The organism is Halopseudomonas phragmitis (assembly GCF_002056295.1).
GTDB lineage: Bacteria > Pseudomonadota > Gammaproteobacteria > Pseudomonadales > Pseudomonadaceae > Halopseudomonas > Halopseudomonas phragmitis.
The window spans coordinates 2,474,123-2,489,730 of sequence record NZ_CP020100.1; the positions used below are offsets into that span (position 1 = coordinate 2,474,123).

Here is a 15,608-nt window from a genome sequence, read left to right on the forward strand (position 1 = left end):
CTACCCGAAGACGCTGACGGTTTGCCGACTGATTACCGTTACCTCGCCGTGCTTGTCCCACAGGGTGGCGTCGATATGGCCATAGCCGTTTGCCGAGCTATGAATGTCCGCCAGGTATTGCCACCAGTCATTGGCACTGCAGTTGTCCGGCAGGTTCACAAAACTGATAGTCCAGGTGAGAGAGCTACCGGAAGTGGGCTTTTTCAACATGCTGAATACCGCCGGTGGCCAGGCGTCGAGCAGGGCAAGTGTCTGTGCGACTGAAACGGCTTGCGTTGATTCCTCGCGCAATTTGATCCAGCCACCCATCACCTTCTGCGTCGACCCCATAAACGGCATCTTGCCCACTGTATAGCGGTAATCGAAGTACTGGGTGAAGTCGGGCGTCAGGCCGGGCAGAAAAGGGAAGGTATGCCCCTCGTCCGGTGCGCTAAAGGCGGGGGCTTTGTCCGGTTCAACATGCACCATCGATTCCCTTTCTCCGCCAAAACTGGCCAGCATCACAGCGCAGACCTGATCGCCCTGATATGCCGTGGCCTGGATTTGGCTGGCGGCTTTGCCTTCGCGCAATAGCTGCACCCGAATATCCATAGCGCCGGGTGCGACCGGCGCCACGAACGACACCATGATGGAGCGCACGGGCCTGTCTGCAGCCATGTGCAGGGCAACGCGCTGATACATGATCGCAGCCACCATGCCACCAAAGGTGGCTCTACCCTGGCCCCATTTTTCTGGGATTGTCACTGGCTCCAAGGTGTTTTCACTTATCGCCAGCATGGCATCATTGAAGTTCATAATTGCTCCTAGATTCTGGTTGGTTAGCTTCAGGCTAGAACGCTACTTTTGCCTGGCAGCTTGCTCGCTGTGCAGCAACTGTGTATCTAGAAAGGCCACCACTTTTTGCGCATAGTCCCGCGGCTGTGCAGCATAGGCATGGGTATGCTGTGCCCCTGGCACTTGCCAGAATTCTGCCTGGGTATGGCTGTTCAGGACGCGCCATAACAACTGGCCATCCGCGACTGGCGTGAACTCATCGGCATCGCCATAGATCATCAACATACTGGGGCGGCCGACCAGGCGTTGCGCGGCATCCAGGGGCCGCAAACTGCGCTCGCCGGCAGGGTATACAAGCCTGGAAAGCTGAATGCCCAGCCTGGGAATCGGATAGCGCGACCAGAAGTGCAACAGCGTAGGGAATGCTGACTCCAGCACCGCCGCCTTGAATGGATGCTCAGGCTGCGCCATGGCGCACACACTCATGGCTGCGCCCATCGACGCGCCCATTACCGCCACCGGTAGCTGCGGATACTGCGCTTGCAGGGCTTGGCCAGCGGCCAATACGTCCAGTGGGAAGTCCATAGTGGTCGAGGTGCTTTCGCCGAAACCATTCAGGTCGACAAGCAGAACGTGGTAACCGGCCTCACGTAGCATGTCGGCATGGCCGTATTTCATCCAGAAGCCTTTGGCGATGGCGCCCATTGGATGCACCATCAACACCGCACCCTTGGCTACCGCGCAGTGGGCTGGTGCTAAAAGCCCAGAGAGTTTCGCCCCGGACTGGCTGGCAATCGTCAGGCGTTGCCACTGCTGCTGATCGACTCCTTCTGGCCAATGCCAAGGCCTGACAAAGCGCCCAAAAAAGGGCTTCTTGAAAAGTCTGTATGCGCTGTTCTTCATTCCGGCAGGCCCTTTTTTACGTGGTAAAGCGTTGAGCACAAGTATTGGCGATTGACCCAGGCTGCAACCATGGGCAAAAATGACAAATAACATGCGATGTTTTACAGGGTGTATTGCTGGTGTGGGGAAGGAGGGCAACAGATGAAAATCACCCTGTTGATGGCAGACCAATGCTCAGCCACCAGCGTTGCTGCGACCCTGGATTTCTTTCAGACCGCCAATGTGCTGCACCACTACGCGGTCAAACAGAACGCACGTGAAGAGCGCAGCAACTCGGCGCTGTTTGATCTTGAAACCGCGTCGATTGATGGGCAGCCGATAACCTGCTCGGGCGGGTTGCGCCTGACCCCGGACAAGAAACTGGCAGACGTAAACAGCCCGAAACTGATTGTGGTGCCGGGCTTTATGTTCAATATCCTTGGGGTATTACCCAGCCTTGGTAAAATGGTTGAATGGCTGCAAGAGCAACACCAGCAAGGCTGCTACATTGCCAGCATGTGTACCGGCGCTTTTGTCACTGCGCAGGCCGGGTTGCTGGACGGTCGCTGTGCTACCACCCACTGGGTGTTCGGCGAACAGTTCGCGCGCAGTTTTCCCAAAGTGATATTGCAGATAGAGCGCACAGTCACGGATGATGGCCAGCTCCTATGCTCGGGTGGTTCCACCAGTGGCAGCGATCTGCTGCTGCATCTGGTGCGTAAATTCTCGTCGCCGCAATTGGCCGCCGAGTGCGCGAAAAAATTACTGGTCGACTTCTCTGAGCGCAGCCAAACGCCTTATTCGAGTACTACCTTCAAGAAGAATCACACTGACGCCGAGATCCTGAAAATCCAGATCTGGTTGGAGAATCGGATTGGCAGAACCATTGTGATGGAGCAGTTGGCCGAGGAGTTTGGCCTGAGCATGCGCAATTTCATTCGTCGCTTCAAGGAAGCTACTGACCAGAATCCCCTCGAGTACCTGCAGAACCTGCGCCTGGAAAAAGCCAAGTTCCTGTTAGAAAGTAGCCAGCAAGCTTTCGAGCAGATCACTCTGCAAGTGGGTTATGAAGACGGCAACTCATTCCGACGCTTGTTCAAGCAGAGAGTGGGGCTGACGCCCAGTGCTTACCGGAAGCGATTTGAAAACAGACGTAGCGTCCATTCCGGCTAGGGGGGGAATCTACACGTGTTGCCGCCACCCGAATCTCCCTTTCGGGTGGCGCGGTCTCAATCATTCAGTGTCGGCCATCAATCCCAGCTCAACGCCCCGCCAGTCTGATACTCGATCACGCGGGTTTCGAAGAAGTTCTTCTCTTTCTTCAGGTCCATGATCTCGCTCATCCACGGGAACGGGTTGCTGGTGCCTGGGTATTCTTCTTTCAGGCCGATCTGGGTCAGGCGGCGGTTGGCGATGAACTTGAGGTAGTCCTCCATCATCGCTGCGTTCATGCCCAGTACTCCGCGTGGCATGGTGTCGCGGGCGTATTCGATTTCCAGTTGGGTACCCTGCAGGATCATCTGGGTTGCCTCGTCCTTCATCTGGGCGTCCCACAGGTGCGGGTTTTCGATCTTGATCTGGTTGATCACGTCGATGCCGAAGTTCAGGTGCATGGACTCGTCGCGCAGGATGTACTGGAACTGCTCGGCGACGCCGGTCATCTTGTTGCGCCGGCCCATGGACAGGATCTGGGTAAAGCCGCAGTAGAAGAACACGCCTTCGAGTACGCAGTAGTAGGCGATCAGGTTGCGCAGCAGTTCCTTGTCGGTTTCCACGGTACCGGTGTTGAAGGTCGGGTCGGAGATGGCGCGGGTGTACTTGAGGCCCCAGGCGGCCTTTTTCGCGACGCTGGGGATCTCGTGGTACATGTTGAAGATTTCGCCTTCATCCATGCCCAGTGACTCGATGCAGTACTGGTAGGCGTGGGTGTGGATCGCTTCTTCGAAGGCCTGGCGCAGGATGTACTGGCGGCATTCGGGGTTGGTGATCAGGCGGTAGACGGCCAGTACCAGGTTGTTGGCGACCAGTGAGTCGGCGGTGGAGAAAAAGCCGAGGTTGCGCTTGACGATGCGGCGCTCGTCTTCGGTGAGGCCGTCGGCGCTTTTCCACAGGGCGATGTCGGCGGTCATGTTGACCTCTTGCGGCATCCAGTGGTTGGCGCAGCCGTCGAGGTATTTCTGCCAGGCCCAGTCGTATTTGAAGGGTACGAGCTGGTTGAGGTCGGCGCGGGCGTTGATCATTTGCTTGTCGCCAACCTGTACCCGTGCGGCAGCACCTTCAAGATCGTCGAGGCCTTCCTGGATGTCGAGCTGGTCAAGCGCGGCTTTGGCGCGCGCTACCGCGTCGGAGTCGTCGGCATTGACCTGGCGGGCATCTTCAACGGCGCTGCTGGCCTGGTCGTTGAGGGCGTTGTTGGCCTGGGCCGGTTGGGCGCTCTGGGCGGCCGCTGCCGGAGTGGCGGGTTGGTCTTCTTTGTCGAATTCGTCCCAGCTGAGCATGGTGGGGCTCCCTTTTTGAATTGGTTCGGTGTCTGCCTGGTTGTCGCTGAGCGAGTGAGCGCTAGGCGCCGTGGCTGCCGGACCCGGGAGCGTACTGGAGTACGTGACCGGGTTCGGCTGGCGCGGCAACAACGCGGGCGCCGCTCAGATACGTGCGTTTACTGACAAGCCTCGCAATCGGGGTCATCAATCGAACACGCCTGCGGCACCGGTGCCGGGCCGGCTGGTGCAGCGTTTGCCGCTGGCGCACTGCCGCTGGATACGGCGTTGAGCTTGCCCGTGTTGACTGTGGACTTCTCGGTGCTGGTGGCGGCCAGGGCGCGCAGGTAGTAGGTGGTTTTCAGACCACGGAACCAGGCCATGCGGTAGGTCACATCCAGCTTCTTGCCGCTGGCACCGGAGATGTACAGGTTCAGTGACTGGGCCTGGTCGATCCACTTCTGGCGGCGGCTGGCGGCTTCGACGATCCACTTGGTGTCGACTTCGAAGGCTGTCGCGTACAGGGCCTTGAGGTCATCGGGGATGCGGTCGATCTGCTGTACCGAGCCGTCGTAGAACTTGAGGTCGTTGACCATGACCGGATCCCACAGGTTGCGGGCCTTGAGGTCGCGTACCAGGTAGGGGTTGATCACGGTGAACTCACCGGACAGGTTCGATTTGACGTACAGGTTCTGGTAGGTCGGCTCGATCGACTGCGATACGCCGGTAATGTTGGCGATGGTCGCGGTCGGGGCGATGGCCATGATGTTGGAGTTGCGGATGCCTTTCTTGACCCGTTCGCGTACCGGTGCCCAGTCCAGAGTCTGGCTGCGGTCGACGTCGATGTACTGCTGGCCGCGCTGCTCGGTGAGGATGTCCAGCGAGTCGAGCGGCAGGACGCCCTGGCTCCACAACGAACCATCAAAGCTGGAGTAGGCGCCGCGCTCATCGGCCAGATCGCACGAGGCCTGGATGGCGAAGTAGCTGATCGCTTCCATCGACTGGTCAGCAAAGGCTACGGCAGCGTCCGAGCCATAGGCGATGTGTTGCAGGTACAGAGCGTCCTGGAAGCCCATCAGGCCGAGGCCGACCGGGCGGTGTTTGAGGTTGGAGTTCTTCGCCTGCGGCACGCTGTAATAGTTGATGTCGATGACGTTATCGAGCATGCGTACAGCGGTCTTGACGGTGCGCTCAAGCTTGGCAGTGTCCAGCTTGCCATCGACGATGTGCTGCGGCAGGTTGATTGAGCCCAGGTTACACACGGCGATTTCGTCGGCCGAGGTGTTCAGGGTGATCTCGGTGCACAGGTTGGAACTGTGGACTACACCGGCGTGCTGCTGCGGGCTGCGCAGGTTGCAGGCGTCCTTGAAGGTCAGCCAGGGATGACCGGTTTCGAACAGCATGCTGAGCATCTTGCGCCACAGGTCGCGGGCCTGGATGGTTTTGTACAGCTTGATCTTGCCGTACTCGATCAGGGCTTCGTAATACTCGTAACGCTCTTCGAAGGCCTTGCCGGTCAGGTCATGCAGGTCAGGCACGTCCGAGGGCGAGAACAGGGTCCACTGGCCGTCATCGAACACTCGCTTCATGAACAGGTCGGGAATCCAGTTGGCGGTGTTCATGTCGTGGGTACGGCGGCGGTCGTCACCGGTGTTCTTGCGCAGTTCGAGGAATTCCTCGATGTCCAGGTGCCAGGTTTCCAGGTAGGCACACACGGCGCCCTTGCGCTTGCCGCCCTGGTTGACGGCTACGGCGGTGTCGTTGACCACTTTCAGGAAGGGAACAACGCCCTGGGATTTGCCGTTGGTGCCCTTGATGTAGGAGCCCAGCGCGCGCACCGGGGTCCAGTCGTTACCCAGGCCGCCAGCGAATTTGGACAGCAGGGCGTTGTCGCGCAGGGCGTCGTAGATGCCGCCCAGGTCGTCGGGAACGGTGGTCAGGTAGCAGGACGACAGCTGTGAACGCAGGGTGCCGGCGTTGAACAGGGTCGGGGTCGAGGCCATGTAGTCGAAGCTCGACAGCAGTCGGTAGAACTCGATGGCGCGCTCGTTCTTCTGCGGCTCTTCGATGGCCAGGCCCATGGCCACGCGCATGAAGAAAATCTGCGGCAGTTCGAAGCGGGTGCCGTCCTTGTGAATGAAGTAGCGGTCGTACAGGGTCTGCAGGCCCAGGTAGGCGAACTGCTGGTCGCGCTCGTGGTCGATGGCGGCGCCCAGTTGCTCAAGATCGAACTCGGCCAGTTGCGGATCGAGCAGTTCGAACTCGACGCCTTTGGCAACGTAAGCTTTGAGTGCCGGGGCGTAGAGTTCGGCCATTTCATGGTGGGTGGCGCGTTCGGCTACGCCGAGGAAGCCCAGAGCTTCGGCACGCAGGGTATCGAGTAGCAGGCGGGCGGTGACCTGGCTGTAGTTCGGCTCGCGTTCGACCAGTGTGCGGGCGGTCATCACCAGTGCGGTGTTGACGTCCTTGAGGGTGACGCCGTCGTACAGGTTTTTCAGGGTGTCGCGTTCGATCAGGGCGGCATCGACTTCGGCCAGACCTTCGCAAGCTTCGCTGATCAGGGTGCGCAGGCGGCCCATGTCCAGTGGTGCCTGGCTACCGTCATCCAGGGTTACGCGGATGCTCGGGTGTGCCTCGACCGGCTGCTCGTGTTGACGGGCCTGACGCTGGCGGGCGTGCTCTTCACGGTACAGAACGTAGGCGCGAGCAACCTTTTGCTCGCCAGAGCGCATCAGCGCCAATTCAACCTGATCCTGAATTTCTTCGATGTGCAGGGTGCCGCCGGAAGGCATGCGGCGACGGAAAGTGGCACTGATAGCTTCGGAGAGTTCATCGACGGTAGCGCGGATGCGCGATGAAGCGGCGGCCTGGCCGCCCTCAACGGCGAGAAACGCCTTGGTCATGGCGATCTTGATCTTGTCGTCGGTATAGGCCACCAGGGTGCCGTTGCGCTTGATTACACGTAGTTGGCCGGGAGCCGTCAGAAGAACGTCTTCGCCGCTCTGCTGTTCGAGGCCTGGCTGACCGGGTGTCTGGCTGGTGGTCGAGGTCGAGGTGTGCATGGCGTCTCCTTGGCTTGGCCTGTAACACTATATCTGGTTTGGAGTAGCCCTACGGTTTTAGCCGGCGGGCTTGAAACGGGCGCGCTGAACGTATTGAAGAGATGTTGCTCCAGGCTATTGACAAGACCTGGTTTTTTAGGTTTTTGGTCAATATATGGGGCTGGTTGCGCGTTTCGACACAAGATAGTGTGTATTTTTACTCTGCGCAAGTCTGGGATTTGCGTCGGATTTATGGCATGTCCCGGGGGCTGTGGCAGGTTTGGTGGCGTGGCGGCAGTAAGTACGCGGGTTGTAGCCCTGGCCGGCTGTTCACTACATGTAGTGTTCCGGTTTTGGCAATGAACGTACCGCTTTCTGCCTGGTCGGGTTGTGGGTATTTGGCTACGGCGTTGCTACAATCGCCGCTCTTGTGGCGATGACGATGGCGTTGGATATGGGTATGGCGACTGATAGCGAACACATTCTGATTGTCGAAGATGACCACAAGCTGGCTGCGCTGATCGCCGAGTTTCTGCAGACCAATGGTTTGCAGGTGGCCATTGAGGCGGATGGGCGGCAGGCTGTGGGGCGTATTCAAACCAGCCCTCCGGCGCTGGTCGTACTGGATATCATGCTGCCAGGCATGGATGGCCTGGAGGTATGTCGGCAGGTTCGTGAAGGCGGCTATGCTGGTGCGATTCTGATGCTGACTGCGCGCAGTGAGGATGAGGACCACATCAAGGGGCTGGAGTTGGGGGCGGATGATTACGTCAACAAGCCCGTCCGCCCGCAGGTGTTGCTGGCTCGGATTCGGGCACTGCTGCGCCGCCGTCAGGACGCCGAACCTGCAGGGGCACCGAGTCGCCTGGAGTTTGGCAAGTTGGTGATCGATCATGTGCGCCGTGAGGCCTGGCTGGCTGGTGAACTGATCGACCTGACTGGTGCCGAGTTCGATCTGCTCTGGTTGCTGGCCAGCAACGCTGGTCGCATCCTCAGCCGCGAAGAAACCTTCATCGCCCTGCGTGGCATTGAGTATGACGGTCAGGACCGTTCCATCGATGTGCGCATTTCCCGCATCCGGCCAAAAATCGGTGATGACCCGGATATGCCGCGGATGATCAAGACTGTGCGCAGCAAGGGGTACCTGTTCGTCGTGCCCGAGTCCGGTCCCGCGTGAACTCGATCTTTCTGCGGATTTATGGCGGCATGCTGCTGGTACTGGTCGCCGTTTCGCTGCTGGCTTTGCTCAGTATTCGCATGATCAATGATGTGCGGGTTGAGGATTACCGTGAACGGATCGCCAGCGGTACCTTTCGGCTGATGGCGGACAACCTGGAGCCCATGGATACCGCCGAGCGGCTCAAGGCCCTGGCGGTCTGGACCCGGTTGATCGGGGTACCGCTTGAACTGAAGCCGTTGTCCGATCTGGGGTTGGAGTCGAGTGCCTGGGCCCGGTTGATCCGGGGGCAGGTGCTGGTAAGGCCAACCGGTCCCCAACAGGTGCGAGTCTATAGTCTGGTTGATTTGTCAGAAGAGGTGGTGTTGACCACCGATATTCAACGCATTTCCGAACAGTTGGGCCGGGCTACGTTATTTTTGATCGCCGATGAACTGGTCAGGCATCCGGAAGCCGATATGCCTGCGCGGCTGCAGCGGCTGCGCCGCGAGAAAGGGTTTGGTTACCCGCTACAGCTTACCCGGATGCACGAGGCGGATCTGGATCTGGATCAGATTCGCCGGCTCGATGAGAGTGATACCGTCATGGCCCTGGGGCCGGAAGGGGACTCGGTGCTGCTGTATCTGAAAATTCCTGATACCCAGTGGGTGCTTAGTCTGGGACCGCTGTACCAGATGCGTGACTACCCGCCAGAGATGCTGCTGATCACCGGGGTTCTGGTTCTAACCCTGAGCGGTCTGCTGATCTATCTGCTGGTGCGCCAACTTGAGCAGCGGCTGATGAGCCTGGAGGCGGCGGCTACCGATCTGGCTCGAGGCAAGCTTGAGGCGCGGGTGGAGCCGCGCGGCAACGATGCAGTGGGACAACTGGGTAAAACCTTTAATGATATGGCCAACCATCTACAGCGTCTGATGCGCATTCAGCGGGAAATGATCGGTGCCGTATCGCATGAGTTGCGGACCCCGGTGGCGCGTTTGCGCTTTGGTCTGGAAATGGTTGAAACCGCGGGTAGTGAAGCGGATTTGCAGCGTTATCTTGAGGGTATGGATGCTGATCTGACTGAACTGGACAAGCTGGTGGACGAGATTCTGACCTACGCCCGGCTGGAGCAGGGGGCTCCTGCGCTGGTGCTCGAGGCGACAGATCTGCCTGCCCTGGTTGACCGGGTGATAGCAGAGTTAGCGCCACTCAAGCCTGACATTCGACTTGAGCATCGGGATCTGACTCATGGGGCCGGATATGCAGTTGATGCCGAGCGACGCTACCTGCAGCGGGCGGTGATCAACCTGGCCAGCAATGCTCTCAGGCATGCGAGTACCCGGGTTCGAGTGACCACGCTGGTGCAGTCGGGACGCTGCCGGGTGATGGTCGAGGATGATGGCCCCGGGATTCCCGAAGCTTACCGCGAGCGTATTTTTACCCCGTTCCTGCGTCTGGATGACAGCCGTACACGCTCATCCGGTGGCTATGGGTTGGGGTTGTCGATTGTGCGGCGGGTCATCTACTGGCATCAGGGCCGAGCCCATGTGGAAAGCTCGGCTGATCTTGGGGGGGCCTGTTTCGTGCTGGACTGGCCGGCGACCAGGCCCGTGTAAGGTTCTGGCTTTAGTTGCTGTGGCCGTTTACCAGCAGACGAAAGGCCGTACTGGCTGGCCCTGGGTTGGGTTCGCGACCACAAACCAGGTCACAGTAGATCGCCCCTTCACCAATTTTGATGATGTAGAACGCCAGGCTTTCGGCATCCATTTCCGGTTTGATCAGGCCTGCGGCGATCTGCTGTTCGAACAGCTCAGTCCAGGTATCGATCAACCGTTGCTGCAGTCCGGAAATGTGCGAGGTGAGCAGTTGCAGCGCCCATTGCGGTTCGTTATGCAGGAAGTCGTGCAGCGGCTTGGCGTCGATCAGGGCGACATTGATGTCAGTATAGATCTGGGTCAGAAAATCGATGCCCTTGAGCTCGGGTGTGGCTTCGGCACGCTCAATGGCCTGATCGTAGATACCCTTATACAGAGACCAGAGGATTTCACCCATCAACAGATCCTTGTTGCCGACCCAGCGCATCAAGGTGGCACGTCCGATGCCCAGTTCTTCCGCCAGCAGCGACAGGTTCAGCCGCCGCCCCTCCAGCCACCAGCGCCGGGCCATGCGGAAGGCGGTAATGGGCGTTGCCCGTTCATCCGACTTTCGCTGGGACAGAGCAAGGGCTAGCGGGGTGGGGGAGGTGCTCATGATGTGGTGGCCTGTTCAAGTGTTCAGAGTGTATTGTCACTTTCTATGGTAGCAACAACGATACCATGAGTAAAAGTGTACCAGGTGTGATCCATGCCAGGTTTGATGCCTTCGGCATGATCTTGAGTCACACAATGAATGCACTTTTGGTCTTATTTGGTCGCTGAACGGAATTCGCTGTTGTCTCGGCAGGGTTCAACCGCGCCCGATAAAGGGCATTTTGGTAGCCATGATGGTCATGAACTGCACGTTGGTTGCCAGCGGCAGTTCGGCCATCTGCACTACTGCCTGGGCGACATGCTCGACATCCATCACCGGCTCGGCAGCAATTTCGCCATTGGCCTGCGGCACGCCGCGCTGCATCGGAATGGCCATGTCGGTAGCCGCGTTGCCGATATCGATCTGGCCGCAGGCGATGTTGTAGCGTCGGCCATCGAGTGAGGTCGATTTGGTCAGGCCGGTCATGGCGTGCTTGGTCGAGGTATAAGGGGCCGAGTTGGGTCGCGGTGCATGGGCGGAAATCGAGCCATTGTTGATGATCCGTCCACCCATGGGATCCTGGCTTTTCATCATTTTGAAGGCTTGCTGGGTACAGAGAAAGGCACCAGTCAGGTTGGTCTCGACGGTGGCCTGCCAGTGGGCGAATGACAGATCCTCCAAGGGCACGGGTGGGGCTCCGGTTCCGGCATTGTTGAATAGCAGGTCAAGCCGGCCGAAGCGCTCCCGAGTGGCGTTGAACAGGGCCTGGACTGACTCCGGGGCACGCACGTCGGTCACTTGGGCCAGGCCATTGGCGGCCAGTTCACCGGCGCTCTCGAGTACAGCGTCCAGTGTTTCCTGGCGGCGTCCTGCCAGGACAACACAATAACCGGCCCGCAGCAGGGCAAGGCTGGTGGCTTTGCCGATGCCGCTACCGGCTCCGGTGACAATGGCTACTTTGCTGGCTGAGTTCATGGCGGCTCCAATCGAGTGTCCGGGCAAATGGATAATGGTTCAAAAGGTAGCATGCCAGGTCAGGCAGGGGGCAGGGGACGGATTGTGGAAATGTCGCACTATAAGGGAAGTGCTGATTAAAGCTGATTAAATCAGTTTCGGACACTTTCAGGGGATTAGGGCGTTCCCACGCATAGCGTGGGAACGATCAAGCAACTCTCTTAGTTGATCCCTTTGCGCCGTACGGTCCAGCCACGGTCATTGCACAGACCGCAGTTGTTGCCGTAGAAGGTGCCCTCGGCGTTGTTGTCTTCCATCAGGTGATAGCGGAACCAGGCGGTTGATGGGCCACGATAGCCACCGGCGCTGCCAACCGGCTCGAAGTGCCCGGCCGAGTTCAGCTCACCCCAGAACACCGGAACATTGGCGCGGTTGTAGACCGGCAGGGCGTTGAGGGTGGGTGATGCAATGGTGTCGCGTCCACCGGTCATCAGGAACATCGGGCCGTTCTGGTTACTTTGCGATGAACTGCTATGGCCCAGACCCAGGGTGTAGGGCTGGAATGGCGCTGTGACGCTGATGCGGCTGTCCTGGCCGGCCATGATGGTACCGCCGCCACCCTGTGAGTGCCCGGCAGCGCCAACCCGGTTGATATCCAGGCGGCCGGCGTAGGTGCCGGTAGTGCGGTTATGTTGCTGGATGATGTAGCTCAGGCAGCTGAGCATGGCCTGGCCGGTGCCGGCATTGCTGGTGTTGGCGGCAACGACTACGAAGCCGTGGCTGGCCCAGTGATTGAGCAGGCTGCTGTAGGTGCTTGGCGAAGCACCGGTGCCATTGCCCCAGATGATGATCGGGTGTTGCACACCGTTTTGTCCCAGAGTGCGTGGCCGGTAGGCGGTACAACTGAGTCCGGCGCTTTCGCTGGTGGTGCTGAATGGGCCGCTGGCGGCGAAGTCGGAGACGCCGGGGAAGCCGGTGCCGGTATCGCCACCAGGGCCTGGGTCGGGGTTGGTAGCCCAGGCGCTGGAGGCCAGCGCCAGGCCCAGAGCGAGAGTGGAAAGCTTCAATGCAGGTGTTTTCATATCGGTTACCGTTCAACTGTTGTTATTCAAGGTTGTTGAGCGCTATGGCCGGGTCCGCACCAACTGCAGAGCTCGAGCGGCTGAACGGTAACACTGTCGGCGGCTGATGAAAGTCGCCTATTCGGGTTAATGGCAAGGTCGCGCCAGGCCGCGAACGGCCTGGCTTAGAGCTTGTTTGCGCGCTGTTCAATCCTGGCGCTGACGCCTTCCAGGGTGGCAAATGAGGTGTCTTTGGCGGTGAGCAGAAAGTCCTGCAGGTAGGACATCTCCAGCATATCTTCGCGTACAGCGGCGTAGAGCGTGCCGAACAGACCGTCTGGACCCAGCGGTCTGGCACTGACGTAACCGCGTTGCAGGTATTCGGCCAGGGCCCAGTTGGGCAGGCAACTGACACCGCGTCCAGAGGCCACCAGTTGCAGCATCATTACGGTCAGTTCGGCCGTGCGGATGGCCTGGGGGTCGATGCCGGCCGGGTCGAGAAATTGTTTGAAAATGTCTAGTCGATCACGGTCTACCGGGTAAGTGATCAGGGTCTCGTCCGCCAGGTCGGCGGGTTCAATATAGGCGCGGCTGGCCAGTGGATGCTGGTTGCTGACTGCCAGCAGGGCTTCATAGGTGAACAGCGGTACGTAACTCAGGCCCGGAATATCCTGAGGGTCGGAGGTCACCACCAGATCCAGGTCGCCGCGTGCCAGCGCTGGCAGCGGGGCGAAGAAGAAGCCCGAGGCGAAGTCGACTTCGACCTCCGGCCAGGCGTTGCGGAACTGGTCGATGGTTGGCATCAACCACTGGAAACAGCTGTGACATTCGATTGCCATGTGCAGGCGCCCGGCCTGGCCGCCAGCCAGTCGCTGCAGGTCGCGCTCGGCTTGGCGCAACTGCGGCAGCAGGCTGTCGGCCAGACGCAATAGTCGCAGACCGGCGCTGGTGAAACGCACCGGTTTGGTCTTGCGTACGAACAGTGGCAGGCCCAGGCGCTCTTCAAGATCCTTGAGTTGATGTGACAGCGCCGATTGGGTCAGGTGCAGGCGTTCGGCAGCTTCCACCAGGCTGTCGGCTTCGCGCAGGGTGGCCAGGGTACGCAGATGGCGGATTTCAAGCATGGTCGGGTTACTACTCATTATGAGGGAAATTTAAGTTTAGCATTGGTCTGATGAGTTTTATTCACGACTTGTTGCGACGAGCCATATCGACGAGGCGTGCTGGTCATCGCTGGCATCCAGCGGTAGAGTAGCCCCCCATTGATTTGACTGGGGTAACCCATGCAGGAATTGTTGTTGCACTGTCGTCCGGGGTTCGAGTCCGAGGCTGCAGCGGAAATGCAGGAGTTGGCCAATGCCTGTGGGTTGGCCGGTTATCCGGTCACCCGTGAGGGGGCGGCCATCGTGCGTTTTGTCTGCCCGGCTGAGGGCGATGCCGGACGGCTGATGCGCAAACTGGACTTCCAGAGTCTGATCTTTACCCGTCAATGGGCCCTGGGCGACTGGCTCGATGTCGACCCCGAGGACCGTATCACGCCAGTCATTCAGGCTTGCGCCAAGGGGCCGCTGGCCTCTTTGCTATGGTTGGAGACCGCCGATACCAACGATGGCAAGGCTTTGGCGGCACTGCTTAAGAAGCTGCGCAAGCCGCTCGAGAGTGCTTTAGGCAAAACCCGGTTCCTGCGTCCGAACAAGACAGAACTGCCGCGCCTGCATCTGGTATTCGAGAGTGGTGAGCGGCTGTTCGTCGGTTGGTCCTGGGCCAACAATGCCGCGCCCTGGCCGATGGGTATTCCGCGGTTGCGAGTGCCTCGTGAGGCGCCTAGCCGTTCGACGCTCAAGCTCGAAGAGGCCTGGCATCATTTTATTCCCCGCGAGCAATGGGATAGCCGTCTGGCCCCCGGTATGACAGCAGTGGATCTGGGTGCAGCGCCTGGTGGCTGGACCTGGCAACTGGTCAACCGGCACATGAAAGTGATTGCCGTAGACAATGGGCCGATGAATCGCAAGTTGATGGAGAGTGGACAGGTTGAGCATGTGCAGGCCGACGGCTATCTGTTTCGGCCCAAGCGCCCGGTCCATTGGATGGTCTGTGATATCGTCGACAAGCCTGCCCGCAGTAGTGCGCTGCTGGCAACCTGGCTGTCCCGGGGCTGGTGCCGGGAGGCGATCATCAACTTCAAACTGCCGATGAAACGGCGTTATCAGGAAGTCATGCAGTGCATGGCCCATGTCCAGGATGCTTTGGATGAGGCTGGGCTGGAAGCCACGCTGGCTTGCAAACAACTTTATACCGACCGCGAAGAGGTTACCTGCCACGCCCGGATTGTGCGTGGTCACAGGTAACCCGACGCAGACTAGCCTCCTACAGTGGCTCGAGCAGGGTGATTTTTTCCTGCTCCTGCAGCATGGCGGAGAACGGGCCGATGCTTTCCTGGCGCTCGGGCGAGTTTTCCCAGCGTTCCCAGGAATGGCGGTTCAGCCAGGTCACAACCACGACCCGGTGATTGGGGCGCTCCAGATCACGGTATGACTCACCGGAAATGAAGCCGGGGGATTGGATGGCTTTCTGCAGCACCTGGCGCGCCACTTCTTCGTAGGGTTGCTCGAGGCCTTCGGCAATGACACGTTCGATCATTACTTTGATCATGGAATTTCCTTAAAACAGGCAGATAAAACCGGAGCTTTTCAGACTCCTGTCTATAGTGTCGGTCGGCTTCGCTCGGCTGGCAAGTGGCGGGTATTTACCGGATAATCGGTCCGTACCCTGTGGATCAATGGCATGACTGATTTTGCGAACGAACACCGTCAACTCGATACCTGTGGTCTGACCTGCCCCGAGCCGGTCATGATGCTGCACAATGCCGTGCGCGACCTGGCTGCTGGCGAATTGCTGGAAGTGTTGGCGACTGACCCCTCGACCCAGCGTGATATCCCCAAGTTCTGCGGATTTCTTGGTCATGCCTTGCTTGAGCAGCGTGAAGAGGCGGGAATTTTCCATTACCTGATCCGCAAGGCGGGTTGACTCTCCG

14 protein-coding genes are annotated in these 15,608 nt (G+C 59.2%); 5 read left to right on the top strand and 9 right to left on the bottom strand.

From position 1 onward, the window contains the following. On the bottom strand, positions 1 to 795 hold the full coding sequence (locus tag BVH74_RS11405; RefSeq protein ID WP_080050189.1) for an acyl-CoA thioesterase: 795 nt from the start codon (positions 793 to 795) through the stop codon (positions 1 to 3). 42 nt (positions 796 to 837) lie between these two features. Continuing rightward, complete coding sequence (locus BVH74_RS11410; RefSeq protein WP_231705506.1) at positions 838 to 1,848, bottom strand: alpha/beta hydrolase family protein; 1,011 nt, start codon at positions 1,846 to 1,848, stop codon at positions 838 to 840. On the opposite strand from BVH74_RS11410, the gene BVH74_RS11415 reads away from it, so the two are divergent. Beyond that, positions 1,819 to 2,829 (top strand): GlxA family transcriptional regulator, encoded by a 1,011-nt coding sequence (locus tag BVH74_RS11415; RefSeq protein WP_080050191.1) that lies wholly within the window; start codon positions 1,819 to 1,821, stop codon positions 2,827 to 2,829. The two genes, BVH74_RS11410 and BVH74_RS11415, sit on opposite strands and share 30 nt — an antisense overlap. A 77-nt stretch (positions 2,830 to 2,906) precedes the next feature. Here BVH74_RS11415 and BVH74_RS11420 read toward each other — a convergent pair whose 3' ends face one another. Together BVH74_RS11420 and BVH74_RS11425 are read right to left on the bottom strand one after the other, a co-directional pair. Next, a complete protein-coding gene (locus BVH74_RS11420) occupies positions 2,907 to 4,154 on the bottom strand; it encodes a ribonucleotide-diphosphate reductase subunit beta (RefSeq protein WP_080050192.1) in 1,248 nt (415 codons plus the stop codon). A 158-nt stretch (positions 4,155 to 4,312) separates the two neighbouring features. Further along, positions 4,313 to 7,195: a ribonucleoside-diphosphate reductase subunit alpha gene (locus tag BVH74_RS11425; RefSeq protein WP_080050193.1), complete on the bottom strand. Its 2,883-nt coding sequence runs from the start codon at positions 7,193 to 7,195 to the stop codon at positions 4,313 to 4,315. Between the two features lie 421 nt (positions 7,196 to 7,616). Between BVH74_RS11425 and BVH74_RS11430 the strand changes: the two genes are divergently transcribed. Beyond that, on the top strand, positions 7,617 to 8,351 hold the full coding sequence (locus tag BVH74_RS11430; protein WP_373279447.1) for a response regulator: 735 nt from the start codon (positions 7,617 to 7,619) through the stop codon (positions 8,349 to 8,351). After that, positions 8,348 to 9,946: an ATP-binding protein gene (locus tag BVH74_RS11435; RefSeq protein WP_080050194.1), complete on the top strand. Its 1,599-nt coding sequence runs from the start codon at positions 8,348 to 8,350 to the stop codon at positions 9,944 to 9,946. Before BVH74_RS11430 ends, BVH74_RS11435 begins: the two co-directional genes overlap by 4 nt. Positions 9,947 to 9,956: 10 nt before the next feature. On the opposite strand, the gene BVH74_RS11440 is transcribed toward BVH74_RS11435, so the two are convergent. From BVH74_RS11440 to BVH74_RS11455, 4 genes are all read right to left on the bottom strand, one after another. Next, the gene (locus tag BVH74_RS11440) at positions 9,957 to 10,580 is read right to left on the bottom strand and encodes a QsdR family transcriptional regulator (protein WP_155121713.1); all 624 of its coding nucleotides are present in this window, start codon (positions 10,578 to 10,580) and stop codon (positions 9,957 to 9,959) included. Positions 10,581 to 10,775: 195 nt separating this feature from the next. Further along, positions 10,776 to 11,534: an SDR family oxidoreductase gene (locus BVH74_RS11445; protein WP_080050196.1), complete on the bottom strand. Its 759-nt coding sequence runs from the start codon at positions 11,532 to 11,534 to the stop codon at positions 10,776 to 10,778. Between the two features lie 200 nt (positions 11,535 to 11,734). Continuing rightward, complete coding sequence (locus tag BVH74_RS11450; protein ID WP_080050197.1) at positions 11,735 to 12,595, bottom strand: poly(ethylene terephthalate) hydrolase family protein; 861 nt, start codon at positions 12,593 to 12,595, stop codon at positions 11,735 to 11,737. A gap of 164 nt (positions 12,596 to 12,759) precedes the next feature. Next, positions 12,760 to 13,698, bottom strand: a complete 939-nt coding sequence (locus tag BVH74_RS11455) for a LysR family transcriptional regulator (RefSeq protein ID WP_080050198.1) — start codon at positions 13,696 to 13,698, stop codon at positions 12,760 to 12,762. A 159-nt stretch (positions 13,699 to 13,857) separates the two neighbouring features. On the opposite strand from BVH74_RS11455, the gene rlmM reads away from it, so the two are divergent. Continuing rightward, positions 13,858 to 14,922: a 23S rRNA (cytidine(2498)-2'-O)-methyltransferase RlmM gene (gene rlmM / locus BVH74_RS11460; RefSeq protein ID WP_080050199.1), complete on the top strand. Its 1,065-nt coding sequence runs from the start codon at positions 13,858 to 13,860 to the stop codon at positions 14,920 to 14,922. Between the two features lie 19 nt (positions 14,923 to 14,941). On the opposite strand, the gene BVH74_RS11465 is transcribed toward rlmM, so the two are convergent. Further along, positions 14,942 to 15,226 (bottom strand): antibiotic biosynthesis monooxygenase family protein, encoded by a 285-nt coding sequence (locus tag BVH74_RS11465; RefSeq protein ID WP_080050200.1) that lies wholly within the window; start codon positions 15,224 to 15,226, stop codon positions 14,942 to 14,944. Positions 15,227 to 15,358: 132 nt separating this feature from the next. Between BVH74_RS11465 and tusA the strand changes: the two genes are divergently transcribed. Beyond that, the gene (tusA, locus tag BVH74_RS11470; protein ID WP_080050201.1) at positions 15,359 to 15,601 is read left to right on the top strand and encodes a sulfurtransferase TusA; all 243 of its coding nucleotides are present in this window, start codon (positions 15,359 to 15,361) and stop codon (positions 15,599 to 15,601) included. Positions 15,602 to 15,608 lie beyond the last annotated feature (7 nt).